Origin of the sequence: Burkholderia sp. WTPI3, assembly GCF_021483755.1 — a bacterium.
In the GTDB taxonomy this organism is placed as follows: domain Bacteria; phylum Pseudomonadota; class Gammaproteobacteria; order Burkholderiales; family Burkholderiaceae; genus Burkholderia.
The window spans coordinates 48077-74240 of record NZ_JAGIXF010000009.1; the positions used below are offsets into that span (position 1 = coordinate 48077).

Below are 26164 nucleotides of genomic sequence, written 5' to 3' on the forward strand. Positions count from 1 at the left end.
GGAAGGCGCGCTGCGCTTTCCCGTCTCTTTTGGCCCGCCGGGCGCGTTGCGCGCCGCACCGGCCGAAGGAATCGCACGAACCTCGTCATTACCCAGATTAAGCATCCAGGAAAATCACATGGCTATCGTAGAAGTCAAAGTCCCCCAGCTTTCGGAGTCGGTTTCGGAAGCCACCATGCTGCAGTGGAAGAAGAAGCCGGGCGAAGCAGTCGCGCAGGACGAAATCCTGATCGAACTCGAGACCGACAAGGTCGTGCTCGAAGTGCCGGCACCGGCAGCGGGCGTGCTCACGCAAGTGCTGCAGAACGACGGTGACACGGTCGTTGCCGACCAGATCATCGCGACGATCGACACCGAAGCGAAGGCCGGCGCGGCCGAAGCAGCGGCAGGCGCCGCCGAAGTCAAGCCGGCGGCAGCACCTGTTGCAGCCGCACCGGCAGCGCAGCCGGCTGCTGCAACGGCATCGAGCTCGGCTGCTGCATCGCCGGCCGCAGCGAAGCTGCTGGCCGAGAAGGGTCTGTCGGCAGGCGACGTCGCAGGTTCGGGCCGCGACGGCCGCGTCACGAAGGGCGACGCGCTGTCCGCAGGCAGCGCACCGAAGGCTGCTCCGGCCGCCGCGCCGGCGAAGACCGCCGCTGCGAAGCCGTCGCTGCCGGAAGTGAAGGTGCCGGCGTCGGCAACGACGTGGCTGAACGACCGTCCGGAACAGCGCGTGCCGATGTCGCGTCTGCGTGCGCGTATCGCCGAGCGTCTGCTCGAATCGCAGCAGACCAACGCGATCCTGACGACGTTCAACGAAGTCAACATGCAGCCGGTCATGGACCTGCGCTCGAAGTACAAGGACAAGTTCGAGAAGGAACATGGCGTGAAGCTCGGCTTCATGTCGTTCTTCGTGAAGGCGGCCGTGCACGCGCTGAAGAAGTTCCCGCTGGTGAACGCGTCGATCGACGGTAACGACATCGTCTACCACGGCTACTTCGACATCGGTATCGCGGTCGGTTCGCCGCGCGGTCTGGTCGTGCCGATCCTGCGCAACGCGGATCAACTGAGCCTCGCCGAAATCGAGAAGAAGATCGCCGAATTCGGCCAGAAGGCAAAGGACGGCAAGCTGTCGATCGAAGAAATGACGGGCGGTACGTTCTCGATCTCGAACGGCGGCGTGTTCGGCTCGATGCTGTCGACCCCGATCATCAACCCGCCGCAATCGGCAATCCTCGGCGTGCACGCGACGAAGGAGCGCCCGGTTGTCGAAAACGGCCAGATCGTGATCCGCCCGATCAACTACCTGGCGCTGTCGTACGACCACCGGATCATCGACGGCCGCGAAGCGGTGCTGTCGCTCGTCGCGATGAAGGATGCGCTGGAAGATCCGGCACGCCTGCTGCTCGACCTGTAAGCCGAGTCTCACCGCATTGACCCGCTCCGCACGCTCGCGCACATGCGCGAGCGTGCGGGCGCACAAGTAGAAAGGATTGTCATGTCCAAGGAATTTGACGTCGTCGTGATCGGCGCCGGCCCCGGCGGCTACATCGCCGCGATTCGCGCCGCGCAGCTCGGCAAGACGGTTGCCTGTATCGAGAAGTGGAAGAACCCGGCCGGCGCGCTGAAGCTCGGTGGCACCTGCCTGAACGTCGGTTGCATCCCGTCGAAGGCGCTGCTCGCGTCGTCGGAAGAGTTCGAGAACACGTCGCATCACCTGGCCGACCACGGCATCACCGTCGACGGCGTGAAGATCGACGTCGCGAAGATGCTCGGCCGCAAGGATGCGATCGTCGAGAAGATGACGAGTGGGATCGAGTTCCTGTTCAAGAAGAACAAGATCACCTGGCTGAAGGGCCATGGCAAGTTCACCGGCAAGACCGACGCCGGCGTGCAGATCGAAGTGAGCGGCGAAGGCGAAGCCGAAGTCGTCACCGCGAAGAACGTGATCATCGCAACGGGCTCGAAGGCGCGCCACCTGCCGAACATCCCGGTCGACAACAAGATCGTGTCGGACAACGAAGGCGCGCTGACGTTCGACTCGGTGCCGAAGAAGCTCGCCGTGATCGGCGCAGGCGTGATCGGCCTCGAGCTCGGCTCGGTGTGGCGTCGTCTGGGTGCCGAAGTGACGGTGCTCGAAGCGCTGCCGGCGTTCCTCGGCGCAGCTGACGAAGCGCTTGCGAAGGAAGCGGCCAAGCTGTTCAAGAAGCAGGGCCTCGACATCCATCTCGGCGTGAAGATCGGCGACGTGAAGACGACCGCCGACGGCGTGTCGATCGCCTACACGGACAAGGACGGTAACGCGCAGACGCTCGACGCCGACCGCCTGATCGTGTCGGTCGGCCGTGTGCCGAACACCGATAACCTCGGCCTCGAGGCAATCGGCCTGAAGGCGAACGAGCGCGGCTTCATCGACGTCGACGACCACTGCCGTACGGCGGTGCCGAACGTCTATGCGATCGGCGACGTGGTGCGTGGCCCGATGCTCGCGCACAAGGCGGAAGACGAAGGCGTGCTGGTCGCGGAAGTGATCGACGGCCAGAAGCCGCACATCGACTACAACTGCATTCCGTGGGTGATCTATACGTACCCGGAAATCGCGTGGGTCGGCAAGACGGAGCAGCAGCTGAAAGCGGAAGGCCGCGAGATCAAGACGGGCAAGTTCCCGTTCTCGATCAACGGCCGTGCGCTCGGCATGAATGCGCCGGACGGTTTCGTGAAGATGATCGCGGACGCGAAGACCGACGAACTGCTCGGCGTGCACGTGATCGCCGCGAACGCGTCGGACCTGATCGCGGAAGCCGTGGTGGCGATGGAGTTCAAGGCGGCGTCGGAAGACATCGCCCGCATCTGCCATCCGCACCCGTCGATGTCGGAAGTGATGCGCGAAGCGGCGCTCGCCGTCGACAAGCGCTCGCTGAACAGCTGAGCGCGGTATAGCGCCAGCCGGCTATCGGCTGGCGCGGCCGTCTCATGACGAAGGCGGGCGGGTTTTTCCCGCTCGCCTTTGTTTTTCCGGTTTGCCCTGATGAACGTCACCGAATACTACGCGCGCGAATTAACCACGCGCGGCTATCAGTCCGATCCCGCGCAGCGTGCGGCCGTCGATCGTCTGCAGCGCTGCTTCGACGAGTGGGTCGACTACAAGGCGCGCCGCTCGAACGCGTTCAAGAAGCTCATCAATCATCCGGACCTGCCGCGTGGCGTCTACATGTGGGGCGGTGTCGGCCGCGGCAAGAGCTTCCTGATGGACAGTTTCTATGCGGTAGTGCCCGTGCAGCGCAAGACGCGCCTGCATTTCCACGAATTCATGCGGGAAGTGCACCGCGAGCTCGAGGAATTGAAAGGGCAGGCCGATCCGCTCGACGAGCTGGCGCGGCGCATCGCGAAGCGCTACCGGCTGATCTGCTTCGACGAGTTTCACGTGTCGGACATCGCGGACGCGATGATCCTGTACCGGCTGCTCGATCGCCTGTTCAACAACGGCGTGCAGTTCGTGATGACGTCCAACTACGATCCGGACGATCTGTACCCCGACGGCCTGCATCGCGATCGCATGCTGCCGGCCATCGCGCTGATCAAGGAAAAGCTCGACGTACTGAACGTCGACGCGGGCGTCGACTATCGCCAGCGCACGCTGGCACAGGTGCAGATGTATCACACGCCGCTCGGTGCGGACGCCGATCGCGAGCTGCGCCATGCGTTCGCGAAGCTTGCCGCGGTACCGGACGAAAGCCCGATCCTGCATATCGAGAAGCGCGAGCTGAAGGCATTGCGCAAGGCCGATGGCGTCGTGTGGTTCGACTTCGCGACGCTGTGCGGCGGTCCCCGTTCGCAGAACGACTATCTCGAACTCGCCAGCCGCTTCCATGCGATCGTCCTGTCCGAAGTGCCGCAGATGTCGCCGCGAATGGCGTCCGAGGCGCGCCGCTTCACGTGGCTCATCGACGTGCTGTACGACCACAAGGTCAAGCTGCTCATGTCCGCGGCGGTGCCTGCGGAACAGCTGTACGTCGAAGGCCCGATGGCGAACGAGTTCGCACGCACGGTATCGCGGATCGTCGAGATGCAGTCGAAGGAGTACATCGAGACGCCGCGTCGCATCGTCGATACGTCGCTGACCTGATCGCAGCTTTCGGCAAGTGACGCGCTTCAAACGTCAATTCCGGTCAGATTCTGCTGATATCAGGGCATTTTCGGACTTGTCTTATATTCGTCGCTGAGGTCAGCCGATTTCGTTGTGTCATGGTTCCTAAGGCTGGAGATGTCCATGACACCGTATCGCGATCTGACCGATCATGAGTGGCGCTGCGTCGTGCCGCTTTTGCCTGAAATGCAGCCGCGCACCGAATTGCGCGGCCGGCCGCTGGCCAACACGCGTGCTGTCCTGAATGGCGTGCTCTGGGTGATATACAGCGGCGCGACATGGTCCGCCATGCCGCGTCGCTACCCGTCGTACCAGACATGCCATCGCCGCTTCAAGGTGTGGCACGACACGGGCACGCTGATGCACGTGATGCGCGAGCTGTATGGCGACGCAGGTGTGAATCTCTGCAACGCGCTATCCACACGGATGCGCAAGCACGCGCAGTCGAAAGCGGCGCAGGCGCGCAGTGCTGCAGCACCGACCTATCGTGCGCCGGACAGCTACGCGTCGAACACGTTGAAGCACGCGGCGTGATCACGGTGGACTTCATCGCCTCGCACACCAAAACAAAATCGGCCTGACGACGTCGCCGCAGGCCGATTTTTCATTGCATCGCGCGCTTTGACGCGCGCCGCGTTATTGTGCGCGAACCCAGGTTTGCGACCGGCCGAGCAGCGATACGCCGATGTAGCCGCGTACGACGAGCTTCTGGCCGCCGTCTTCAAGCGTCATCTTGCACTTGTAGACCTTGCCGTTTTCCGGATCGAGAATGTTGCCGCCGTCCCACTGGTCGCCGTCCTTCTTCATCGCCTTGATGATCGTCATGCCCTTGATGAGCTGATCCTTGCGCTCGTCGGTGCATGCGGTGCAGCGGCGATCGGGCGTGTCGCTCGGGCCGAGACCTTTGACGACCCTGCCCGACAGCGAACCGTCGCCATCGTCGGCGATCTGCACGAGTGCCTTCGGCTGATGGGTGTTGTCGTCGATCGTCTGCCACATGCCGATCGGGCTGTCGGCTTGCGCGAACGATGGAGCGGCACAGGCGAGCAGCGCGCTGGCAATTGCCAATGCGCGCAGCGGGCGGGTCACTTGAATCATTGTCTTCCTCCTTGTTTCACGTCGTGTTCGATTCGCCCGCACGACCGTCTGCATGGGGCGGTGGCATGTTGCGAGCTTTGCCAGAATACGTGAAACCGTGCGCTGCGTTTGATAGAGGGGACTCTAATCGAAACAGTCCGCAGGATGCGGACTGTTCGGTGCCCGATCAGTTGAGTTGGTACGAGAACGCGGCGTTCACGCGGGGGCTGCGCGATGCGCTTTCGACAGGCGCATCGCCGACCGGCTTCGCGATGTTCAGATCGAGGCTGTAGTACCGGCTGTCGGAAAATCTCACGCCGATGCCGACCGAGGACAGGCGGCTCGGCGACGGCGTGCCGGTATGCAGATACACACGCGCCATGTCGTACGCGATGTATGGCGTGACGGACTTCAGGTACGTCCAGCCCGGCGTGAATCCGCGGTTGACCTCCAGCGACATCCCCCAGCCCGAGTCGCCCGACGTTTCACCGGGCTGATAGCCGAGCGCGTAGCGCGTCGAGCCGAACGAGATCTGTTCCGACGTCGGCAGCGAGTCGGCGCTGTACTGGCCGGTCACCGAGACCGACGTGCCGATCTTGAACGGCCATTCGTTGGTCTGCGTGAAGGTCGCGCCGGTACGGACGAAGGTCAGCGAAGTCGGATCTGGGTACGTAAGCGGCACGCCGTTGTCCAGGCCGGTCTGCGATTTCGATGCGCCGAGAATGTTGAACGCCTTGGCGACGTTGACGCTCAGCTTGCGTACCTGCTTCGGTTCGACACTCGTGTAGTCGAGCTGCAGCTGCATCACGCGAACCTGCGAGCGATTGTCGAGCACGTTGCCATTGACCTGGTTCTGGTAGTGATCGTCGTTGTGCGCTGCATAGCCCGACACGGTGCCGAGCAGGCTGCGCTGGTTGTTCAGCAGGATCGGATAGGAAGCCGAAAGACCCAGTTTCTCGCTCTTGACGGTGCGCTGGACGGTCGACGGCAGGCCTGGGTTGTCGGTCGGCTTGCCGCGGTACGTGCTTGCATCGAGGCGCGTGACGAGACCGTTGCTGCCCACCGGCACCGAGCCGCTGAACGCGAAGTAGGTCTGCTTGTCGCGTCCGGGCGGTGCGAGTGCGGAAATGCTCAACTGCTCGCCGAACGAAGTCAGGCCGTTTTCGGTTGCGGTGATGAGGCCCTGGACCCCGGGGTGATTGAAATCGATACCGGTGCTGACGTTGAATGCCTTGCGGTCGACCGCGAGCTCGAGCGTCGTTGCGCCATCGGTTGTCTGCGGCGGCGGCACGTTGGCCTTCACCGTGACGCCGGGCAGCAGGCCGAACGTGTTCACGTAGCGTTCGAACGTTGCACGGCGCAGTGGCCGATCGGCCGTAATGTGCGCGGCGATCGCGCGAATCTTCGATTCCATCGCGCCGGGCTTGCCGGTGACCTTGACGTCCGACACGTAGCCTTCCACGACCGTCACGCGCACGACGCCGTTTTCGAACGTCTGCGCGGGAATGAACGCGAACGACAACGCATAGCCGCGCTCCTGGTACAGCTTGGTCACGCCGTTGGCGGTTTCGATCAACTCGCCGATCGTGATGTCCTTGCCGACGAGCGGTGTGAAGCGGCGCGAGATTTCGTCGAACGGTATCGACTTCACACCTTCGACCTGGAATGTCTTGGGCGTCAGATGGCGCGACAGCAATTCCTGAAGCTGTGGTGCCTGCGGCGCGACCTGGACGGTGACGCTCGGGCCTTGCTTCGGTGCGTTGATCTGGGGCAGGGAGTCGAGCGGGTTGCCTGCCGCGCGCGTCTGCGCATGTGCCGTGCCTGCCGCCGCGATGGCGAGCAGCATCATCCATCTGTCCAGTCTGGATTTCATTGTTCTTCCTCGTAGGCCTTGCTTGGCGTCTTCTTTGTAATGCGGGCGCGCGACCTCCGGGTGTCGCGCGCCGCGTGCCGCATTGCCGGTTGTGTTTGTACGGCCGTGCCTCCTGCTCCGGCTGCAAGGGCGCGACCGTCCTCCTTACTTGCCAACGCTACCCAGCGTGCCCAGCAACCCTGTTACCGGTGCCAGGAGGCCCGCCGCTCCCCCCGACGATGCCGAACCCGTCACGCTGCCTGCTGCTCCGGTGACAGTATTCAGCAAACCGGTGACGGGCGCGAGAGGGTTTGCACTGCCAGTGCCGCCCGTTGCGCCGCCGAGGGTGCCCGTGACGGTCGACACCAGGTTCGTCACCGGCGCGAGCGGGCTGCCGCCGCCCGAGCCGCCGACGCTGCCCAGTGCGCCGGTGACAGTCGACACTAGACCCGTGACCGGCGCGAGCGGGCTGCTACCGCCCGAGCCGCCGACGCTGCCCAGTGCGCCCGTGACAGTCGACACGAGGCCCGTGACCGGTGCGAGCGGGCTGCTGCCCGAACCGCCCGTTGCACCGCCGAGCGCACCCGTGAGCGAACCGAGCGGCGTCGAGCCGAGTCCGGACAGCAGGCCGCCGAGAGGGTTCGTCGAGCTGGAACCCGACGCCGTGCCGTTCTGGACGGTTGCCGTCGAGCCGCCGACGAGGCTCGTGATCAGGCCGGGGATCGGTGCTGCGCCGTTCGGGCCGTTCGGGTTCACGAGGCCGCCCGCGTTGGTCACCGTATTGCCCACTGCGGCGACGAGCTGGCCGACGTCGCCGACGAGCGGTTGATTCGATGTGCCGGCGACCTGCTTGCCTGCCGAGCTGATGGCGCCGCCGACCTGGCCGAGCAGACCCGACACCGGCTGTCCGAGGCCCGTTGTCGTGCCGACCTGCTGCGTGACCTGACCGGCGGTGATCACCAGCGGCGTGATGGCCGAGCTGAGCGGTTGCGTGACCTGCTGCACGGCGCCCGACGACAACGTCGAGCCGATCGTCGTGCCGGCGGCCGTCAGGCCGTTGGCGACCGTGTCGAGCACGGTGCCGACCGGCGTCGTGACGGGGGCCAGAGGCGAGAGCTGTCCCGTGCCCAGCGCCTTGACCGTCTGGCTCAGCCCGGACACGGTGTTGCTCGTCGCGCCGACCACATTGCCGAGGCCGGCGACCGTCGTGCCGACCGGATCCTTCGTCGTCCCGATTTGTCCCAGACCGTTGCTGACGGCATCGGCTGCCGCGCCGATGATCGTGCCGGTACTGGAAACGGTGCTGCCGACACCCTTCGTCACACCGTCGCCCAGGCCCGGCAGGCTGATGTTGCCGACCGTGCTGCCCAGATCGGTAGCCGTCTGGCCGACCGTGCTGATGACGCCTTTGGTACCCGTCGACGAGCCGCTGGTGCCGCTCGTTCCGCTGGTGCCACTCGTGCCGCTGGAGCTGCCGCCGTTGTTGCTCGTCGGCGGCGAGCTGACGCCGCCGCCGCCGCAGGCGGCCAGCAGGCAGGCTGCGGCGAAGGCGGTGAGGGGCACGCGCCATTGGCGCAGGGCGATGGTCGGGATGGAACGTTGCTGGGACATGATGTGACTCCTCGCTGTCTTTTCGATGAACGGATGTCGGATTACTTGCCGTGCGTGCCGCCGAGCAGGCCGCCGATCAGCGACGTGACGGGCGAGAGCAGATTCGAGCCCGAGCCCGAATTCGTGACGGTGCCGGTGCCGCCGCTGAGTGCCGGGACGCCGACCGTGCTGGTGACCGCGGAAACCGCGCCAGTGACGGGGGCAAGCGCGCTGCTGCCGTTCGTCGCGCCGCCGAGTGCGCCGGTGACCGTCGACACCAGGCCCGTGACGGGCGCGAGCGGGCCGCTGCTGCCGCCCGCTGCGCCGCTGAGTGCGCCGGTGACGGTCGAGACGAGGCCCGTAACCGGTGCGAGCGGACCGCCGCTGGTGCCACCTGCTACGCCGCCGAGTGCGCCGGTGACAGTGGAGACGAGGCCGGTGACCGGTGCGAGCGGGCCGCCGCTGGTGCCGCCCGTTGCGCCGCCGAGTGCGCCGGTGACAGTGGAGACGAGGCCGGTGACCGGTGCGAGCGGGCCACCGCTGGTGCCGCCTGTCGCGCCGCCGAGCGTGCCGGAGACCGTCGTGAGGAGACCCGTGAGCGGAGCGAGCGGGTTGGTTACGCCGCCGGTGCCGCCCGTGAGGAGGCCGCCGACTGCCTTCACGGTGTTGCCCGTCGACGAGACGGTGTTGCCGAGGCCGGTCGTGACCGGGTTGCCGCCCGTCGATGCGATCATCGCGCCGGCCTGGTTCAGGCCGTTGCCGATCGTGCCAAGCAGCGTGTTGACGGGGGCGCCGAGGCCCGTGGCCGTGCCGACCGTTTGCGTCGTCTGGCCGATCATCGTCGTGATCGGCGTGATGGCCGAGCTGACCGTTTGCGTGACCTGCTGGATCGGGCCCGTCGACAATGCGTTGGTCAGCGTGGTGCCGCCGCCCGATACGGCGTTCCCGACCGTCGTCACGAGACCGCCAACGGCGCCCGTGACCGGGGCGAGCGGTGACAGCGGGCCGCTGCCGAGGCTCGAGACCAGGGTGCCGGTTTGCGTGACCGCACCGCCGAGCTGGTTCACGACGGCGCCCGTGCTGGCGACCGTGATGCCGACAGGGTCCTTCACCGCGCCGAGCTGGCCGAGGCCGTTGCCGAGGCCATTGCCGAGCGCGGTGACCGCGCCGCCGACGTTCTGCACGATGCCGCCTGCTGCTTGTGTCGTGGCCGGGTTGACGCCCGGCAGCGACTGGCTGGCGACGACGCTGCCGAGGCCCGATACGGTTCCGCCGAGACTGGTGACGATATTGCTGCCGCTTGCGAGGACATTTCCTACCGGGTTCGCCGACACACCAGAGGTGCCGCTCGTACCGCTGGTCGTTCCGCTTGTCGTTCCGCTGGTGGTGCCGCTCGTCGAGCCACTCGTGCTGCCGCTGGTCGAGCCGCTGGTGCTACCCGACGTGCTGCCGCTCGTCGAACCGGACGTGCTGCCCGAGGTGCCGCCGTCGGAGGTCGAGATGGAGTCGCCGCCGCCCGAGCTCGAGCCGCCGCCGAGCCCCTGGCTGATTGAACCGGAACCGCCGCACGCGGAGAGTGAAAGCATGGCTGCCACGGTGGCCGCGATCATAGTCGCCCGGAACGTGCCATGAGGGATAACCTGAATGTCCATTTCGTCCTCGCATTGAAGCTGTGTTGTGTTGAGTAATGCGAGGTCTACTCTGCAACTGTCGTGCCACTTCGATGGTCGACAGTTCGACGATTGCCTTTAAACGGGGTAATTCCTTGTTGGAAAAGGAGTTCGCGGAAATTGAAAGAATGTTGAAATTATTTAAAAGCGGTCAGATGAGAACGGTTTCACCTGTTTCGTAACGTAACGTCACAACATTGGCGTTACGCGTGCGGCGTAACGTCGGGTTTATGCGGGGGAGCTGCAGGCTGGGCGGGCGATTGTTTTACTGGTGGATTGGATGTGCACATCTAACCTAGCGTAAGTCCTTATGTGTAAGGCGTACCGAAACGCCGTACAAATATGCTGTGCTTACGGAAAATATTTCGATCCCGATCGCTAAAAAGGGGTTGGAAATTGGAGAGAATCAGAGATAAGATTCAGGTCAGATGTAAGCAAATGTACAGATCGGTACACGACGTTCGAGGAGGGTTCCTATCGCGAATGTTAACTTGCATCAAATTGTGATACATGCCCCTCGGGGCGAACTATAAAGAAAGCGCACCTGGTCGTCGTTGCAGCAAATGTGACGAACCGACGCGGGGCAAGCGGCCAGATATGCGAGGATGTACGACGTATAAAAGGCCAAAAAACGTTATATAGGCACGAGGAAACAAAAATGAAAGCACTCATCAAGCGCTTCCTTAAGGAAGAAGACGGGGTTACCGCGATCGAATATGGGCTGATTGCGGGTCTTATCGCTGTGGCCATCATCACTGCCGCCGGTACGGTGGGCGGTAATCTCAGCAGCACCTTCACGAAAATCGGAACTTGTGTGTCGTCGCCCAGCGCAACGTGCTGGACAACTACGGGCGGCACTACTGGCGGCACTACGGGTTCATAAAAAAGCGCCGGTTCCGAATATCGTCTTGCGGCTGTGCGGCGGGCGAATTATTAACGTAATTCGCCCGCTGTCTCGGTCGAGGTGGATCGCTACGCGATGGCACGTCTTATTTTCATCGGGGTATTCCTCGGCTGGACTGCATTTGTTGCAGTCAGCGACATCCGCTTTCGGCGTATTGCAAATTCACTCGTCTTAACGGGGCTCGTCTGCGGTTTCGGTTGTGCTTTTTTGCGCGCGAATCCGTTTGATGTTTTACCGGCCCAGGCGTTGACAGGCATGTTGGCCGGACTGATCGTTTTTTTCCCGTTCTTTCTGCTGCGTGTGATGGGCTCTGCGGACGTGAAAGTCTTTGCGGTGCTCGGCGCGTGGTGCGGTGCGCAAGCGTTGCCGTGGCTTTGGGTCGTCGCCAGTCTGGCCGGGGGCGTTCATGCGCTCGTTCTGATGTTGCTGGCGCATACGTCGTTCGACGCGTTGTGGCGGCGTGGCGAACCTTCGTTGATGCTCGGCGGTCGTCGTGCAACGCCATACGCGGCGTGTCTCGTTGTACCTGCGGCCGTATGGCTACTGTATGTCGTTGCAATACGAGGTGTGAAATGAAGCGAGCGTGGCGACCGCGAGGGGGGCAGCGTCAACATGGCGCGACGGCGGTTGAGTTTGCGATCGTGTTTCCGCTGTTCTTCCTGGTTTTCTACGGAATCATCAGTTTTGGGATGATTTTCGTCATTCAGCAGAGTCTTACGTACGCCGCGAGCGAAGGAGCACGTGCCGGGTTGGTGTACGCCTCGACTCTCGGTTCCGGTCTCGGTTCGTCGGGTGCGTCGGGATCGGCAAGCGTTTCGTGTACATCTGCGTCGGTTTCCACCACGCGCACGCAAAACGCATGCAATACATCGCTGGGTGCGCTGGGTTGGCTGACCGGCAATGCGCAGCAATTGGCGGTAGTGGTGACGACGCCGTCGTGCGGATCGCTATTCAATAACAATTCGACGTCGACATGCCTGACAGTCACGATAAATTATTCCCCCCAGCAATGGATGACGACGATGCCGTTGCTTGTGGGGAAGGTGCTGAATGGACCGCTTACGAGTACGGCAGTCGTGCAGATCCCGCTATCCATGCAATGACACGCGCGGCATGAATCTCGCGACATAAGAATTCATTGGGCTTTTATCCCAGCATCGATATTCCAACATGGCCAACAAATTAACAAAGATCATCGCGGGGCTGCTGATTGCGATCGCAGTAATACTGGGGATCTACGCATGGATGCTCGGGCGTAGTTCATCGCATCCGGTTGCGCCGGCGGGACAGCCGATCGCGGCGAGTCCGATGCCCGTTGTGGTCGCGACACGCGCATTGGTTGCAGGTCAGCCTATTTCCGCAGATGCATTGAAAATTCAGCCGATCGCGCCTGCGCCAGTGGGGTCGTTCAGCGATCCGTCCGCAGTCGTGGGGCGCGTGCCGGCAAGCGATATTCCCGCGTCGTCGCCGGTGGTTGGCGGTGCGCTGGTGTCCGGGCTCGCGGAAGACGTGCAACCGGGCGAGCGTGCAGTCGCCATTCGCGTCGATGAGTCGAATGCGGTGGCCAACCGGCTGCGCCCGGGCAATTTCGTCGACGTGTTTCTGAATCTGAAGCGCGATCCCGGAGGCGCGATGCTCGACAGTGAGATTGGACAGACGCAGGCGCGGCTGCTGCTGTCCAAGGTGCGCGTGTTGTCGTTCGGTGATGCAACGCCGGATCGCGATGCCGGTGCCGCGAACGGCAATAACGGTCAGCCGACTGGTGTTCGGATTGCAGTCCTGGCCGTGCCGACGCCGCAGGTCGACGCGCTGACGCTCGGGGAAGGGAGCGGGCGGTTGACACTCGCATTGCGCAATCCGCGCGATGACGAAATGGCGGCGCAAACGGTCGCGGTGCGCACCACGCAGGCGAATCTGTCGCCATCTGCCATTGCGGCCACCGGCGTATCTCTGCAGCAGTTGTCGGGTACGCACGGCGGTAGTGTCGCGCCGAATCCGAGCGTGCCGCCGCTGCCGAGGTTGACACCGGCGGTGCGTCCGAGCGGTGGCGGTGGGATCGAGGTGATTCGCGGTGGCCGATCGGAAACGGTTGTGTATTGAGTGGCATGGACGGTCATCGACAGCAGCGACGGAAAGAGAACGGCCGCACGAGGGGCTTCAGAACAATGACAATGAAAAACACACTGATTGCATTTGCGATTGCTATCTGGACCATGACATTCGCATCACTGGCGAGCGCGAGCAGCACGATCGAGCTCGCGGTCGGCGCGCAGCGGCAAATTTCCGCCGGCCGCGCGTTGCAGCGGGTCGCCGTCGGTGATCCGACGGTAGCTGACGTAATGATCATGAAGGGCAGCCGTTCCGGTGCAGTCCTGGTGACCGCGAAGGCGCCGGGCGCGACGAACGTGATGTTGTGGGAGCGCGGGCACGACGAACCGACGATCTGGAATGTCGAGGTCGTCGACGCAGCCGCGCGCGCGGTGCTGGATAGCTCGACGCCGAGCGTAAACGCGTACGGAGGTACGGCGGTGCTGAGCGGCGCGTCATCGTCGCTCGAGGCACATCAGCGTGCCGTCAGCATCGGCAAGAACATGAGCGCGAAAGGCGTCGTGATCGACCGTTCGACGCTGGGTGGAAAGAGCGTCGTGCAGGTCGATGTGCGCGTTGTCGAGTTCAGCCGCTCGGTACTCAAGCAAGTCGGCCTGAACTTCTTCAAGCAGAGCAATGGCTTTTCGTTCGGCTCATTCTCGCCAGGCGGTGTGCAGTCGTACGGGAGCTCGAGCAACAGCACCGGGCCGACGGGGCCAGGCACTGCCTCATATATTCCGACGCTCGGCAACCCTGTTGCATCTGCGTTCAACCTCGTCGTGAACGCGGCTGGCCGCGGAATCTTCGCCGACCTGTCTCTGCTCGAGTCGAACAACCTGGCGCGCGTGCTCGCGGAGCCGACGCTTGTCGCATTGTCCGGCCAGAGCGCGAGCTTTCTCGCAGGCGGCGAGATTCCGGTTCCGTCACCGCAAGGGCTCGGCTCGACCGCAATCCAGTGGAAGCAGTATGGCGTCGGGCTGACGCTGACCCCGACGGTACTGAGTCCGCAGCGGATAGCGTTGAAGGTTGCGCCGGAGTCCAGTCAGCTCGATTTCGTGAACGGTGTGACGATCAGCGGTGTTACGGTGCCGGGCATTACGACGCGCCGCGCGGATACCACGGTCGAGCTTGGAGACGGAGAGAGCTTCGTAATTGGCGGCCTGATCGATCGCCAGACGACGTCGAACGTGAGCAAGGTGCCGTTTCTCGGCGACCTGCCGGTTATCGGCACGTTTTTCAAGAATCTGAACTACCAGCAGAATGATCAGGAGTTGCTGTTCATCGTGACGCCGCACCTCGTCGCGCCGATCGCGAAAGGGGCAGCGCTGCCTGCAACGCCGGGTGAGTTGTCCGAGCAGCACAATGCGCCGGTCTGGCAGTCGTATCTGGGCGGTGCCGCGGTGCCGGACGCCGTGCCGGGGTTTTCAAAATGAAGTATCGCACGTCGCGATACTTCGGCATACGTAGTGTAATCGGGGGTGTTCGACATGAACGCGCGAATCCAATCATTGTGTGAACCCGCCGTGACCGACTATTTTGTTTGTGCGTCTCAGAAGGAAGCGCATGTGCGCTGGTTGACCGATACGCTCGTGTCGGCCGGGGCAGTCGAGGCGTCGTCGCTGGAACCGACCCCGCTTGCGCAGCGCATCACGGGGCTCAATCCGGCGCTTGTATTTATCGATTTCTCCGAACGCAGCGAGGCGGCGAGCGTTGCAGTCGCCATGGTACGGGCCGCGCATCCGGGACTGCCGATCGTGGCGCTCGGCTCGCTCGCTCAGCCGGAGAGTACGCTTGCAGCGTTGCGCGCAGGCGTGCGTGACTTTATCGACGTATCGGCGTCGGCCGAAGATGCGCTGCGGACGACGCGTGGATTGCTGTCGCACGTCAGCGAACCGGCGAGCCGTCATGGCAGGGTCGTCGCATTGCTTGGCGCGCGCGCCGGCATGGGTGTGAGCACGCTCGCCGCGAACCTCGCCGTGTGGCTGCAGAAGCGCGCGCTCGGCCCGGGGGCGGCCGGTGTTCTGGACGGCGGCGCGCCGGCTGGGCGTCAAACCGCGTTGATTGATCTGGGACTGCCGGCTGGCGATGGTGCGCTGTTCCTGAATACGCGCTGCGAATTTCATTTCATCGACGCGGTGCAGAATCTGCGTCGCATCGACCGCACGTTCGTCAACACCGCGTTGAGCAGGCATCAGAGCGGCGTCGCATTGACAACGCTGCCGCAGGACCTTGGCGCGCTGCGCGACGTGTCGTACGCGTCATGTATCGGTTTGCTGAACCGGTTTCGCTCGTTCTTCGATCAGCAGGTCGTCGACCTCGGCGGATTCTCGAACCGTGAGTTCGTCACGCAGATTTCGGCGGCAGTCGACGAGGCGTGGCTCGTCTGCGATCAGGGTGTCGCGTCGATCGTGTCAGCGGCAGACCTGCTCACCGGATTGCGTGATGCGGGTGTCGACACCGACCGGGTCAAGCTCGTGGTGAACCAGTACGATCCGGCGCTGGACCTGATGCCGGGGCAGATCGCCGAGCGTCTCGGGCTATCGCTGGTCGGCACGTTGCCTGCGCGCCGCGTCGCAATTGGTCATGCAGCGAACCAGGGCCGGCTCATTGTCGATGCCGCGGAGCGCGATCCGTATGTACGCGCACTCGAATCCCTTGGTGCGCGCCTGCCTGGCGTGTCGGGCACGGTGAGCACGTCGCGCACCGCACCGGGCCTGCTTGCGCTCAAACGTTTCATTCAACCCTCGTCCAAGCGGTCGTAACCGATGGCACACGACATTCAATTCGCCGACGGCGCAGCGCCGTTCGCCCAGACGCAGCAATTCCACGACATCAAGAATGCGGCGCACGAGCACCTGCTGACCCGCATCGAAGAACTGGGAGCCGAGTTCGGCCGATGGTCCCGCCAGGCAATCAATCAATTCGTCGATCTCGAGATCGACAGTTTCGTGCGCCTGCGCCGGATTCCGCTCAACGAGAATGAGGTGCGTGCGATTGCCGAAGCGCTGACGAAGGAACTGGCGGGCTTCGGGCCGATCGAAGACCTGCTCGCAGATCCGGCGGTCGAAGACATCCTGATCAATGGTTACAACGACGTGTACGTGTCGCGTCACGGGATCCTCGCGAAGTTGCCGGTGCGCTTCACCGACAACGCGCATCTGCTGCGGATCGTGCGACGGATTCTCGCACCGATCGGACGCCGTCTCGACGAGTCGAACCCGATGGTCGACGCACGGCTGCCCGATGGCGGGCGCGTCAATGTAGTGATCGAGCCACTGTCGATCGACGGCCCGATCGTGTCGATCCGGAAATTCCGCAAGGATCCGCTCAAGCCGTCGGACCTGCTTGGTAACGGCACGTACAACGAGGAGATCGGTGCGCTCCTCGAGGCAGCAGTCGAGGCGCGCTGCAACGTACTCGTGTCCGGCGGCACGAGTTCGGGCAAGACCTCGCTCCTCAACGCACTTGCATTCCACATTCCGGAGGCCGAGCGTGTCGTGACGATCGAGGATACGGCCGAACTGTCGCTGAACCACCCGCACGTCGTGCGGCTCGAGAGCCGACCGGGTGGGTTTGACGGCACCGGGGTCGTGACGATTCGCGACCTGCTGCGCAACACGCTGCGGATGCGTCCGGACCGGATCATCGTCGGCGAAGTGCGCGGTGGCGAAGTGCTCGAGATGCTGCAGGCGATGAATACCGGTCACGACGGTTCAATGGGCACCGTGCACGCAAGCTCGCCGCGCGAATGTCTGTACCGCCTTGAGATGCTGGCAGGGTTTTCGGGCTTCCAGGGTACCGAGTCGAGCTTGCGGAGGCAGATCGCGAACGCAATCGACTTCATCGTGCAGATCGGTCGCCTGTCAAACGGGCGGCGCCGGATTTTGTCGGTCACCGAAGTTACCGGGCTCTCTGACAACATCATTGCGACGCAGGAGCTTTACCGCTACGAAGCGCGCGTGACGCCGGAGGGCGAGGAGATCGATCACTGGGAATCGCTGGGCATCCATCCGCATTCGCCCAAGCTTGCGCGCTTCCGCCAGGTATTGACGAGCGCCGGGTTTGGCGGCGGCGGATTTGGCGGTGGATTCGGCCGTGGCGGCGGAGGCTTCAATGTATAGCGTGATGGCCGCGATGCTGGCGTTCGCGATGCTGTGCGTCGCGGCGGCGCTGATGCTCTGGCGGCACGCGGACGTCCGGCGCGTGCGCGGGGATACACAGCGCTTCATCGACAGCCGGATTGAGCCGGGCGCGCGCACGTCGGTGACCACGCAGGCAATGCCGGCTGGTGCCCCGCGCGTGGCGCCGCCGCCCGGAGGCGTGTCACGTAACCCCGCAACCAGTTCGACCTGGATGCGTTGGCGTGCGACGCTCTCTGAATATCTGACCAATCTCATGAGCCGTGCCGGGATCGATGGCGTGCGCGGCAAGATGCTGGTCGCGCTCACGGCGCTGGTTGCGGTTGCAGTCATCGCTGGCAGTCAGGGAGGCGTGCTCGCGTGCGTTGCGGCGCTCGTCGGCGGCGCGGCGTTGGTCGGGTTTTGGCTCGTGTCGCGAATTCAGCGCAGGCGGGTGAAGATCGTTCAGCAGATTCCGTCGTTCCTCGACGGGATCGTTCGTCTCGTCACGCTAGGCAACAGTGTGCCGGCCGCATTCCAGGCCGCATTGTTGACGACGGAAGCGCCGCTTCGCGGTTGTCTCGATCATGTATCACGGATGTTGCGCAACGGTGTCGAGATTGATCGCGCGATGATGCACATTGCCGCGATCTATCAGACCAAGGAGTTCGAACTCGTCGGGTCGGTACTGCGGTTGTCGGTGAAATACGGTGGCCGGGCAGACGTCATGCTGGAACGCATGGCGGTATTCATGCGCGATCTCGAGCAGGCCGAGCGCGAGCTGACTGCCATGTCGGCCGAAACGCGGTTGTCCGCGTTCGTGCTGGTGCTGTTGCCGATCGGTATCGCTGCATTCGTTATCGCGACGAATCCGTCGTATCTGCACGGGATGTGGCATGACCCGAGCGGTCGGCGGATGCTGTTTTTCGCGTTCGTGATGCAGATCGTTGGCAGTGCTTGGTTGTATCGAATGGCTCGGCTCAGGTGATGTGATGACAGCTACTTTACTAGGATCGATTGCCTTGATTCTTGGCGCAGTCGGAGCGTTGCTGCTGGGATTGATCTCGTTGCAGCGCGCGAGCGCAGCGACACGGGCGGAGCGAGCGCTGCGCGATGCGCTCGACCGGCGCGCGGCTGCACTTGAGGCTGCGAAGCTGCGGGGCGCTCAGGAGGGCAGTGCGACCTCTGCGGAGTCGGATGCGCCACGTACCGGGCGCATTGCGCATTTTCTCGAGCGACTGTCGGCGGCTGGCATGCGCTGGCTCGATACGGGGCTCGGTCAGTACATCGTCGCGGACGAGGATCGTCGTTTGCTGGAACAGTGTGGCTATGTCGATACGCGCACGCGCGGGCTGTTTCTGAGCGCACGCGTCGCGTGCGCGATCGTGCTGCCGGCCTTGTTCATGCTGGTCGCGAGCGGGCGGATCGCAGGGGGCAACTGGGTACTCGGCGTGTTTGCCGCATTCGGTATTGGCTTCATGCTGCCGAAGCTGTACGTGCGGCGCCGAGCGGTGGACCGTCAGCAAAGCGTCATCGACGAGTTGCCGCTGCTCGTTGACATGTTGCGTCTGCTGCAGGGTGTCGGGTTGTCGCTCGACCAGAGTCTCCAGGTCGTGACGAACGATTTTCGCGGGATGATGCCGGTGCTGTCGTCGGAAATGGGAATCGCACAGCGTCAGTTCGCGGCGGGCCGCACGCGCGAGCAAGCGATGCAGCGGCTTTCCGGGGCGTTCGACAACGAGGATTTACGTGCGATCGTGCGGCTGATGATCCAGGTCGACAAGCATGGCGGCGCGGTGCAGGAGCCGCTCAAGCAGTTCGGCGACCGGTTGCGGGAGAGCCGTCGCTCGATGCTGCGCGAGCGGATCGGTCGATTGACGGTGAAGATGACGGGCGTGATGATTCTGACGCTGTTGCCTGCGTTGCTGATCGTGACCGCGGGACCCGGGATACTGTCGGTGGTGCGCGCGCTGTCGGCGATGAATCAGCACTGATGGACCGAAGGAAAGGCAGATCATGAAGCGAATCGGTGAAATCGTGGGGCGTGTCGGCACGGCGGCGATCGTGCTTGCGCTCGGCGCGTGTGCGACCAAGGAGGGCGGATACGGCGTCAGCGCACAGGCCGAGCGTGTGGCGTTGATGCAGGCGGCCGATCAGAAGCAGGCAGTGCCCGATACGCCAGCGATGTATCTCGGGCTGATCCAGCGGATGCAGTCGCAAGGGCTGTATTACGCGTCGCTCGCTCATATCGATGCATACGACACGAAGTACGGTGCATCGCCGGACTCGATTCTTCTACGCGCGGATGCGTTGCGGATGACCCAACAGCCGGCCGCGAGTGCGGCCGAGTACGCACGGTTGCTGAAGACGCCGCTCGCCGCGCGCGGTTACCGCGGACTTGGGCTGCTCGCGGGTGCGGCCGGCGATTTCAGCGCTGCGACGCGGGCGTTCGCGCAGGCGTCGGAGCTTGCGCCGACCGATGCGTCGATGCTGTCCGACCTCGGGTACGCCATGCTGCGGAGCGGCGACGTCGTCGGCGCGCGCGTGCCGCTGATGAAGGCAGCAGAGCTTGATCAACGCAGTCCGAAGATCGTCAGCAACCTCGCACTTTATCTGTTCGCGGCCGGCCGCACGCAGGATGCGCAACGGTTGATGACGGCGGAACAGTTGCCGACCGAGATCCGCAATGACATCAAAGGTGACGTGGCGAAAGTGATCGCCGCGTCACGCGCCCAGCAGCGCGCGGTCGCGATGCCGCCGGTGGTTTCGCGTGGTGGAGCGGCTACGCCAATCGCACCGGTTGCGCCGATGGCGAACAACCTTGGCTACGATTCGACGGCGCCGCTGCTGCAGCGGTTCGCACAATGAGAAGACATCGGGGAACGATATGAACGACAAGAATCAACGCATTGCACGCGTGGGCCGAATCGCGGCAGTCTGCGCAATCGTAGGTGCTGTGTGCGGCACGACGGCTGCGTACGGGCAGAACAGGACATTGGGCGCATCCGACGTCGGCCGCTCGACGAACGAGTGGCTGGCGCTGCAACGCGACAATCGTGCGGCCGCTCCGGCGCAGCCGGTGCTCGGGGATGTCGCGACGCTTGCCTATCAGCGTTATCTCGACTCGTTCAAGAGCAAGATTCCGAGTTCGATGAATTCGCAGATCGGGGCGGGTGGCGGGCAGGCGGCTCAATAACCGAGATGGCGATGAAGGCAGTTCGACCAAACCCGGCTCGGGCGCACCGTTTCGGTCTCTCGGCACCGCGCCGGGAGCGTGGCGCCGTTGCGATACTCGCGGCGATCTGGGTATCGATCGCGATCATCGTGCTTGCATCGATCGACATAGGCCATTTCTATGCCGAGCGGCGCCATATGCAGGCATCTGCCGATCTGGCCGCGCTTTCGGCCGTCACCACACTTGCGGTCGACTCGACGTGTGGCAGTGCTCAATCCGTTGCATCCGGCATGGCAAACCTCTCAACGAATCGTCTGCCGGCAAGCGCGACCGTTTCGGTGACGTGCGGCGTTTGGACTGCCCCGACGGCAACCGCGAATGCATTGTTTACGCCGACTGCCGGGGCATCGACGACCAATGGACAATGCGGTGGCTTATCGGCGGGAACGGTCGCGAGCGGTCAGCTTCCCAATGCCACGTGCGTAACCATTTCGGAGCCCGTTACCGGGCTCTTCCGCAGTGGCATCACGGTCAGTGCGTCGGCCATTGCCAAGAGCACGCCTTCCGACAGTTTTACGCTTCTCACGTCGCTTGCTACGTTGCAAGGTGGATTGGTCAATCAGTTGCTCACGACCCTCACCAATTCCCCGAATCCGTTGACGCTATCGGTAGTCGACTATCAGGGCCTGGCGCAGGTCAACCTCAACATGGCCGGTATTCTCGCCAATTTGCCGGTGGGTTCCAGCTCGTCCGTGCTGTCGGGGACCGTGACACTCGGTCAACTGCTCAATGCCGAATTGCAGGCGGCGACGCAACAGAATGTAGCAGGTGCGAACCTGACCGTTCTGAGCACAATCGTTGCCGCGATTTGTCCCAATTCCCAGAACTGCGGTGGTCCTTCCGTCTCGCTTGGCAATCTCGTTCAAACCGCTGTCTCCAGTGGAACGAGTGCGGTCAATGCCAGCGTCAATGCGCTTGGATTGTTGACGACGGCGTTGCAAGTCGCAAACGGCACGACACCGGTCAGCATTAATTCCATAACGGTCCAGACCCCGACTGCGCTCGCGCCGCTGCTGAATGCGACCGTGCAAGGTTCCGTGTCGCTTGCCGGCAATCAGCCATCTACGGCGAGCGGTCCACCCGGTCCGGCGAATTGCGGGACGACGGATTGCACGACTCATGCAACGGCTTCGCAGGGGACGATATTCCTCAATACGTCGCTGTCGCTGCTGACGACATGCTCCGATGGATCGTTGGTCTACGGTAACAATAGTTGCAAGACAGGCACCGCGACCTCTTTGGCGACCGTGCAATTGCCGATCACCATCTACGTAGCACCGGCGACGGCGGGTTTGCAGTCCGTCTGTAGCACCCCAGGCCAGAAAACCGCGGTAGTAAACGTTCAGACCGGCGTACTTGCCGCCTATCTGGGCGGCTCATCGAGCGGGCCAGCGCCGATCAAACTCACTGCTCCGACGGGCTATGTTCCCGACGGCAGCGGAACGACCCCGTTGATGACCGTCAATTTGCAGAGCCTGCTCAACCTGCTTAGCAGTCAGCCGAGTCTCGCCGGCTTGACAAATTTGACCTCGGTGCTGGGTACGCAATTGGGAGGCGGGGGCTTACTGTCTGGTTTGCTGTCGCAACTCGTGTCGTTGCTGGTTCCGCAGATTTCGGTCACTGTCGGACTGAAGTCCGGACAACTATCGGTTCCCGTCGCAAATCAAAGCGTGACGCCGCTTACGTTCACGGCATCCGATACGGCACCATATCAGCAGGCCTCGGTCACAACGACGCAGTTTTTGGCGCCCGCCGTGCAGGGAATCGTAAATAGTGGCCTCACGCTATCGCTACAGGTGAGCGGCGGTGTCACCGGAACATTGCTGAACTTGTTGAAGATATTGGGACTGGACGTGAATGCGATATTGAGCCAATTGCTGACCACGTTGACCGGCCCGCTTTTGACCGCTCTCGGGAACACGATCGTTCCGCTTCTTTTGCAACCGGTCGATTCGATCCTGAGCTCGATTACAGGCGTTCTGGGGCTCGGTCTGGGTAACGCCTATGTCGCAAATTCGCCGCTCGCGATCAAATGTGGCGACCCTATGCTCGTTCATTGAATTGACTGCGATACCACGCAACTCGCCACTAACTGAAGCTGCTCCCGAATCATGAGACCCACCCCCGCAATCGCAGAACTCGACCTCTACGTCTGGGAAGGCAAGGCGGACATCGTCGACCGCGTTGCCCGGTGCATGGCGAGCTTCGACGTCGAAGTGATCCGTGCGGACAACGCGGAGATCTCGCCCGAGCGCGCCGCATTGCGGCCGTCGCTCGCGATCATCAGCGTGACGATGATCGAAACCGGCGCGGCGTTCCTGCGCGACTGGCAGGCCAACATCGGCATGCCGGTCGTCTGGGTCGGCGCGGCGCGCGACCACGACGCGTCGCAGTATCCGCCAGACTATTCGCATATCCTGCCGCTCGACTTCACGTGCGCCGAACTGCGCGGCATGGTCGGCAAGCTCGTCACGCAGTTGCGCGCACACGCGGCCGAAACGCTGCAACCGTCCGAACTCGTTGCGCACTCCGAGTCGATGCAGGCGCTGCTGCGCGAAGTCGACACGTTCGCCGACTGCGATACCAACGTACTGCTGCACGGCGAAACCGGTGTCGGCAAAGAGCGCATCGCGCAACTGCTCCACGCAAAGCACTCGCGTTACCGGCAGGGCGAATTCGTGCCGGTCAACTGCGGTGCGATTCCGGACGGCCTGTTTGAATCGCTGTTCTTCGGACACGCGAAAGGCTCGTTTACCGGCGCGGTTGTTGCGCATAAAGGCTATTTCGAGCAGGCGGCGGGCGGCACGCTGTTCCTCGACGAAGTCGGCGACCTGCCGTTGTACCAGCAGGTCAAGCTGCTGCGCGTGCTCGAGGACGGCGCCGTGCTGCGCGTCGGCGCGACGACGTCGATCAAGGTCGATTTCCGTTTGGTCGCGGCCAGCAACAAGAAGCTGCCGCAACTCGTGAAGGACGGCCTGTTCCGTGCGGATCTTTACTATCGGCTCGCGGTGATCGAGCTTAGCATTCCTTCGCTGGAAGAGCGGGGCGCGGTCGACAAGATCGCGCTGTTCAAGTCGTTCGTCGCGGAGGTGGTGGGCGAGGAGCGGCTCGCGCAGCTATCCGACCTGCCTTACTGGCTCGCGGATGCGGTCGCGGACAGCTATTTCCCCGGCAACGTGCGCGAATTGCGCAACCTGGCGGAGCGCGTCGGCGTGACTGTGCGGCAGACGGGAGGCTGGGATGCGGCGCGATTGCAGCGGCTGGTCGCGCATGCGCGCAGCTCGGCACAGCCGGTGCCGGTGGAGAGCGCGGCGGAAGTCTTCGTCGATCGCAGCAAATGGGATATGAACGAGCGCAGCCGCGTGATCGCAGCCCTCGACGCAAACGGTTGGCGGCGTCAGGATACGGCGCAGCAACTTGGTATCAGCCGCAAGGTACTGTGGGAAAAGATGCGTAAATACCAGATATTCGACGAGGAGCCCGAGACGCGCGAAAGCGAGTAATTAATGAGATAAAATCGCGCTGAATTACAACGACACGGGCGGGTATCAAAATTGATGAGCCATATGACGGGGTTGGGGCGGGCGTGTGCGTTGCTCGCCGTGGTAGGGGGCATGCAGGGCGCGCTCGCGCAGGGGCTGGCAGGCAACGGGACGCCGGCAGTACAGCAGGCGTCCGCGCCGGTGGCGGCGATTCCGGTGATCGATCAGCAGGATCAGACGTCGGTGCAGCCGCAGGCAGGCGAGACGACCGGGCAGAGCACGGTTGACGAACTGCAGCGCCAGATCCAGGCGCATTCGCTGACGGAAATGCGCACGAACTATAACGGCAGTTATGGCGCGAGCCTGCTTTTCAGCGTCAAGGACGGTTCGTATTTCGTCGCGCTGTTCCAGCAGAAGGCGTTCTGGCGTGTGATCAAGACTTACGACGAAACGCGGGCGGAAGCGATCTATCGCGATTTCTCGCGTCAGGCCGAACGGCTGGCGGTCAACGAGTTGCGCGCGGCGAAGCTGGAATCGCAGAAGGTGCAAATGGACCAGCAGATCGAAGTCACGCAGGAGCGGGCACGACGCCTGCAAGCCGACATCTCGATCGCGCGTCAGCAGCAGGCAGCGGTCGCGGATCGCCAGAAGACGGTGCGTAACGAAACGGCGGCATTGCAGGCGCAGCAGGCGGAACTGCAATCGCAGTTGCGTGCATTGCAGCAGCAGGTGCGTTCCCTGCAGCGCGAGGCCGACGCAGGCTTGCCGACGACGGCACGCTGAGCAGAAACGGGATGGGGCAGGTGCGGCGACATGCCGCGCCGACCGACAAGAAAAAAGGGCAAGCCGGTTGGCTTGCCCTTTGTTTTACTGGCCGTCCGGCACGATTCGCCGGCGGCGCGTGACGATGACCGGCCCGTTGCCGCCGCGTGCATCGGACGGCGACGGGCTACTCGATGCGTCGCCGGCGTCGCGCGGTGCGCCGTAGCTTTCGCGCGGTTCGCGCGGGGCATAGCCTTCACGGGGTTCGCGCGGCGCGCCATATCCCTCGCGCGGTTCGCGGGAGCCGTAGCCTTCGCGCGGTTCACGCGAACCATAGCCGCCGCCGTCGCCGCGCGACTCGCGGGAGCCGCCGTGCGAGCCGTACGGGCTGTGGCCACCGCCTTCGCGACCGCCCGGCCGGCCGCCGGTGCGCGGACCGCGCGGGCCGCCGCCGCCGGGGCGCGAGCCGCCGGTGTCGAGCTGGATCGTGGAAATGGCGCGCTTGTAGATGCCTTGCAGACCCACGGGGGTGCGCAGCATCACCAGATACTGGTCGAACGACTCGATGCAACCCGTCAGACGAATGCCGTTGACGAGATAGATTTCAACGCGCTTACGTTCCTTGCGCGCCGCATTGATGAAGTCGTTTTGCGGATGGGATTCTGCGGGATTGGCCATTGAGGTGCGGCAGGAGCCTGCGTCAGAGAATATGTTGTGCGTGTGTGTGGCGTGTTCGCCCACCAAGTGTTTGGCGAGATTTTACCCTGTTCGTTCCGCCAGCGCGCGGTCGTGATTGTGTCGAACCGTAACCCACTATAGACGTTCCCGCGCGTTTTCGCGATTCGGTCGAATGGCTAAGTGCCCGTTCCATACGGTGCGTTACGAATCTCGCAGCAGCGCAGCACCTGACGATGCATATCGCGATTAAAGTCGTCGCGCAAGTCGGGCAGGCCTGCAGATCAGGGATACGGGACATGAGCACAAAGACAATCGAGGGATGGCCCGGGAGCGCAGCGTTGCTTGCTTCCGGCAGGGCAATGGCAGGGCACGTCGGCCTGTCGGCTGGTATCGGCGTGCCGGTCGCGCCAGTCTATGCCGAGACGGCACCGGTCTATGTGGCGCAGCAGCCGGCGGTGGTCGCGTAGCCGGATGACGGATACGGCTATTACGGCGACGATCGCTACCGGAAATGGCGCTGGCACCATGAGCGGCACTGGCGCGAGCATCGCGACGACGACTAAGCCGATTGTGCGTGTTGCC

23 protein-coding genes and 1 pseudogene are annotated in these 26164 nt (G+C 63.4%); 19 read left to right on the top strand and 5 right to left on the bottom strand.

The features are described from left to right. The first annotated feature begins 118 nt into the window (after positions 1 to 118). From odhB to J7024_RS07340, 4 genes are all read left to right on the top strand, one after another. Entirely contained in the window at positions 119 to 1396 is a 1278-nt protein-coding gene (odhB, locus tag J7024_RS07325; protein ID WP_124825842.1) for a 2-oxoglutarate dehydrogenase complex dihydrolipoyllysine-residue succinyltransferase, read from the top strand. 81 nt (positions 1397 to 1477) lie between these two features. Beyond that, positions 1478 to 2908: a dihydrolipoyl dehydrogenase gene (lpdA, locus tag J7024_RS07330; RefSeq protein WP_124825841.1), complete on the top strand. Its 1431-nt coding sequence runs from the start codon at positions 1478 to 1480 to the stop codon at positions 2906 to 2908. Positions 2909 to 3007: 99 nt separating this feature from the next. After that, positions 3008 to 4105 carry a cell division protein ZapE gene (gene zapE, locus J7024_RS07335; RefSeq protein ID WP_124825840.1) on the top strand — a complete coding sequence of 366 codons (1098 nt, stop codon included), beginning with the start codon at positions 3008 to 3010 and terminating at the stop codon, positions 4103 to 4105. 144 nt (positions 4106 to 4249) lie between these two features. Continuing rightward, the gene (locus J7024_RS07340; protein ID WP_175750827.1) at positions 4250 to 4660 is read left to right on the top strand and encodes a transposase; all 411 of its coding nucleotides are present in this window, start codon (positions 4250 to 4252) and stop codon (positions 4658 to 4660) included. Between the two features lie 102 nt (positions 4661 to 4762). On the opposite strand, the gene J7024_RS07345 is transcribed toward J7024_RS07340, so the two are convergent. The 4 genes from J7024_RS07345 to J7024_RS07360 form a co-directional block, all read right to left on the bottom strand. Beyond that, a complete protein-coding gene (locus J7024_RS07345) occupies positions 4763 to 5224 on the bottom strand; it encodes a DUF2147 domain-containing protein (protein WP_124825838.1) in 462 nt (153 codons plus the stop codon). Between the two features lie 166 nt (positions 5225 to 5390). Then, positions 5391 to 7076, bottom strand: a complete 1686-nt coding sequence (locus J7024_RS07350) for a ShlB/FhaC/HecB family hemolysin secretion/activation protein (RefSeq protein WP_124825837.1) — start codon at positions 7074 to 7076, stop codon at positions 5391 to 5393. 144 nt (positions 7077 to 7220) lie between these two features. Next, positions 7221 to 8666, bottom strand: a complete 1446-nt coding sequence (locus J7024_RS07355; protein ID WP_124825836.1) for a collagen-like triple helix repeat-containing protein — start codon at positions 8664 to 8666, stop codon at positions 7221 to 7223. Between the two features lie 41 nt (positions 8667 to 8707). Continuing rightward, on the bottom strand, positions 8708 to 10297 hold the full coding sequence (locus J7024_RS07360; protein WP_124825835.1) for a collagen-like triple helix repeat-containing protein: 1590 nt from the start codon (positions 10295 to 10297) through the stop codon (positions 8708 to 8710). A 676-nt stretch (positions 10298 to 10973) separates the two neighbouring features. Between J7024_RS07360 and J7024_RS07365 the strand changes: the two genes are divergently transcribed. The 14 genes from J7024_RS07365 to J7024_RS07430 all read left to right on the top strand — a co-directional run bounded on the left by J7024_RS07365 (position 10974) and on the right by J7024_RS07430 (position 24925). Next, the gene (locus J7024_RS07365) at positions 10974 to 11198 is read left to right on the top strand and encodes a Flp family type IVb pilin (RefSeq protein ID WP_175858816.1); all 225 of its coding nucleotides are present in this window, start codon (positions 10974 to 10976) and stop codon (positions 11196 to 11198) included. A 96-nt stretch (positions 11199 to 11294) separates the two neighbouring features. Continuing rightward, entirely contained in the window at positions 11295 to 11795 is a 501-nt protein-coding gene (locus tag J7024_RS07370) for an A24 family peptidase (protein ID WP_175858815.1), read from the top strand. Next, positions 11792 to 12322, top strand: coding sequence for a TadE/TadG family type IV pilus assembly protein (locus J7024_RS07375; RefSeq protein ID WP_175858814.1), 531 nt, complete (start codon positions 11792 to 11794; stop codon positions 12320 to 12322). Before J7024_RS07370 ends, J7024_RS07375 begins: the two co-directional genes overlap by 4 nt. A 67-nt stretch (positions 12323 to 12389) precedes the next feature. Continuing rightward, entirely contained in the window at positions 12390 to 13319 is a 930-nt protein-coding gene (gene cpaB, locus J7024_RS07380) for a Flp pilus assembly protein CpaB (RefSeq protein ID WP_175858813.1), read from the top strand. Positions 13320 to 13390: 71 nt separating this feature from the next. Continuing rightward, a complete protein-coding gene (locus J7024_RS07385) occupies positions 13391 to 14740 on the top strand; it encodes a type II and III secretion system protein family protein (RefSeq protein ID WP_175858812.1) in 1350 nt (449 codons plus the stop codon). Positions 14741 to 14794: 54 nt separating this feature from the next. Further along, on the top strand, positions 14795 to 16069 hold the full coding sequence (locus tag J7024_RS07390; RefSeq protein WP_175858811.1) for a fimbrial protein: 1275 nt from the start codon (positions 14795 to 14797) through the stop codon (positions 16067 to 16069). Between the two features lie 3 nt (positions 16070 to 16072). Beyond that, entirely contained in the window at positions 16073 to 17428 is a 1356-nt protein-coding gene (locus J7024_RS07395; RefSeq protein WP_175858810.1) for a CpaF family protein, read from the top strand. Further along, the gene (locus J7024_RS07400) at positions 17421 to 18413 is read left to right on the top strand and encodes a type II secretion system F family protein (protein WP_175858809.1); all 993 of its coding nucleotides are present in this window, start codon (positions 17421 to 17423) and stop codon (positions 18411 to 18413) included. Before J7024_RS07395 ends, J7024_RS07400 begins: the two co-directional genes overlap by 8 nt. Positions 18414 to 18417: 4 nt before the next feature. After that, entirely contained in the window at positions 18418 to 19419 is a 1002-nt protein-coding gene (locus tag J7024_RS07405; protein ID WP_175858808.1) for a type II secretion system F family protein, read from the top strand. Positions 19420 to 19441: 22 nt separating this feature from the next. Beyond that, the gene (locus J7024_RS07410; RefSeq protein WP_175858807.1) at positions 19442 to 20293 is read left to right on the top strand and encodes a tetratricopeptide repeat protein; all 852 of its coding nucleotides are present in this window, start codon (positions 19442 to 19444) and stop codon (positions 20291 to 20293) included. Between the two features lie 127 nt (positions 20294 to 20420). Beyond that, complete coding sequence (locus tag J7024_RS07415; protein WP_442861898.1) at positions 20421 to 20621, top strand: DUF3613 domain-containing protein; 201 nt, start codon at positions 20421 to 20423, stop codon at positions 20619 to 20621. Between the two features lie 11 nt (positions 20622 to 20632). Beyond that, positions 20633 to 22720 (top strand): pilus assembly protein TadG-related protein, encoded by a 2088-nt coding sequence (locus J7024_RS07420; RefSeq protein WP_175858805.1) that lies wholly within the window; start codon positions 20633 to 20635, stop codon positions 22718 to 22720. A 51-nt stretch (positions 22721 to 22771) separates the two neighbouring features. Next, the gene (locus J7024_RS07425; RefSeq protein WP_124825822.1) at positions 22772 to 24163 is read left to right on the top strand and encodes a sigma 54-interacting transcriptional regulator; all 1392 of its coding nucleotides are present in this window, start codon (positions 22772 to 22774) and stop codon (positions 24161 to 24163) included. Positions 24164 to 24217: 54 nt separating this feature from the next. Beyond that, positions 24218 to 24925, top strand: coding sequence for a DUF2968 domain-containing protein (locus tag J7024_RS07430; RefSeq protein ID WP_175770615.1), 708 nt, complete (start codon positions 24218 to 24220; stop codon positions 24923 to 24925). Positions 24926 to 25009: 84 nt separating this feature from the next. Here J7024_RS07430 and hfq read toward each other — a convergent pair whose 3' ends face one another. Continuing rightward, positions 25010 to 25582, bottom strand: a complete 573-nt coding sequence (hfq, locus tag J7024_RS07435) for an RNA chaperone Hfq (RefSeq protein ID WP_175770617.1) — start codon at positions 25580 to 25582, stop codon at positions 25010 to 25012. Between the two features lie 296 nt (positions 25583 to 25878). Here hfq and J7024_RS07440 point away from each other — a divergent pair. After that, positions 25879 to 26145 (top strand): annotated as a pseudogene (locus J7024_RS07440) (hypothetical protein). The last annotated feature ends 19 nt before the right edge of the window (positions 26146 to 26164 follow it).

What these genes read in the sequence shown, in the direction of transcription:
- odhB (WP_124825842.1), top strand. Translation starts at nt 119, where the DNA reads ATGGCTATCGTAGAAGTCAAAGTCCCCCAGCTTTCGGAGTCGGTTTCG.
- lpdA (WP_124825841.1), top strand. Translation starts at nt 1,478, where the DNA reads ATGTCCAAGGAATTTGACGTCGTCGTGATCGGCGCCGGCCCCGGCGGC.
- zapE (WP_124825840.1), top strand. Translation starts at nt 3,008, where the DNA reads ATGAACGTCACCGAATACTACGCGCGCGAATTAACCACGCGCGGCTAT.
- J7024_RS07340 (WP_175750827.1), top strand. Translation starts at nt 4,250, where the DNA reads ATGACACCGTATCGCGATCTGACCGATCATGAGTGGCGCTGCGTCGTG.
- J7024_RS07345 (WP_124825838.1), bottom strand. Translation starts at nt 5,224, where the DNA reads ATGATTCAAGTGACCCGCCCGCTGCGCGCATTGGCAATTGCCAGCGCG.
- J7024_RS07350 (WP_124825837.1), bottom strand. Translation starts at nt 7,076, where the DNA reads ATGAAATCCAGACTGGACAGATGGATGATGCTGCTCGCCATCGCGGCG.
- J7024_RS07355 (WP_124825836.1), bottom strand. Translation starts at nt 8,666, where the DNA reads ATGTCCCAGCAACGTTCCATCCCGACCATCGCCCTGCGCCAATGGCGC.
- J7024_RS07360 (WP_124825835.1), bottom strand. Translation starts at nt 10,297, where the DNA reads ATGGACATTCAGGTTATCCCTCATGGCACGTTCCGGGCGACTATGATC.
- J7024_RS07365 (WP_175858816.1), top strand. Translation starts at nt 10,974, where the DNA reads ATGAAAGCACTCATCAAGCGCTTCCTTAAGGAAGAAGACGGGGTTACC.
- J7024_RS07370 (WP_175858815.1), top strand. Translation starts at nt 11,295, where the DNA reads ATGGCACGTCTTATTTTCATCGGGGTATTCCTCGGCTGGACTGCATTT.
- J7024_RS07375 (WP_175858814.1), top strand. Translation starts at nt 11,792, where the DNA reads ATGAAGCGAGCGTGGCGACCGCGAGGGGGGCAGCGTCAACATGGCGCG.
- cpaB (WP_175858813.1), top strand. Translation starts at nt 12,390, where the DNA reads ATGGCCAACAAATTAACAAAGATCATCGCGGGGCTGCTGATTGCGATC.
- J7024_RS07385 (WP_175858812.1), top strand. Translation starts at nt 13,391, where the DNA reads ATGAAAAACACACTGATTGCATTTGCGATTGCTATCTGGACCATGACA.
- J7024_RS07390 (WP_175858811.1), top strand. Translation starts at nt 14,795, where the DNA reads ATGAACGCGCGAATCCAATCATTGTGTGAACCCGCCGTGACCGACTAT.
- J7024_RS07395 (WP_175858810.1), top strand. Translation starts at nt 16,073, where the DNA reads ATGGCACACGACATTCAATTCGCCGACGGCGCAGCGCCGTTCGCCCAG.
- J7024_RS07400 (WP_175858809.1), top strand. Translation starts at nt 17,421, where the DNA reads ATGTATAGCGTGATGGCCGCGATGCTGGCGTTCGCGATGCTGTGCGTC.
- J7024_RS07405 (WP_175858808.1), top strand. Translation starts at nt 18,418, where the DNA reads ATGACAGCTACTTTACTAGGATCGATTGCCTTGATTCTTGGCGCAGTC.
- J7024_RS07410 (WP_175858807.1), top strand. Translation starts at nt 19,442, where the DNA reads ATGAAGCGAATCGGTGAAATCGTGGGGCGTGTCGGCACGGCGGCGATC.
- J7024_RS07420 (WP_175858805.1), top strand. Translation starts at nt 20,633, where the DNA reads ATGAAGGCAGTTCGACCAAACCCGGCTCGGGCGCACCGTTTCGGTCTC.
- J7024_RS07425 (WP_124825822.1), top strand. Translation starts at nt 22,772, where the DNA reads ATGAGACCCACCCCCGCAATCGCAGAACTCGACCTCTACGTCTGGGAA.
- J7024_RS07430 (WP_175770615.1), top strand. Translation starts at nt 24,218, where the DNA reads ATGAGCCATATGACGGGGTTGGGGCGGGCGTGTGCGTTGCTCGCCGTG.
- hfq (WP_175770617.1), bottom strand. Translation starts at nt 25,582, where the DNA reads ATGGCCAATCCCGCAGAATCCCATCCGCAAAACGACTTCATCAATGCG.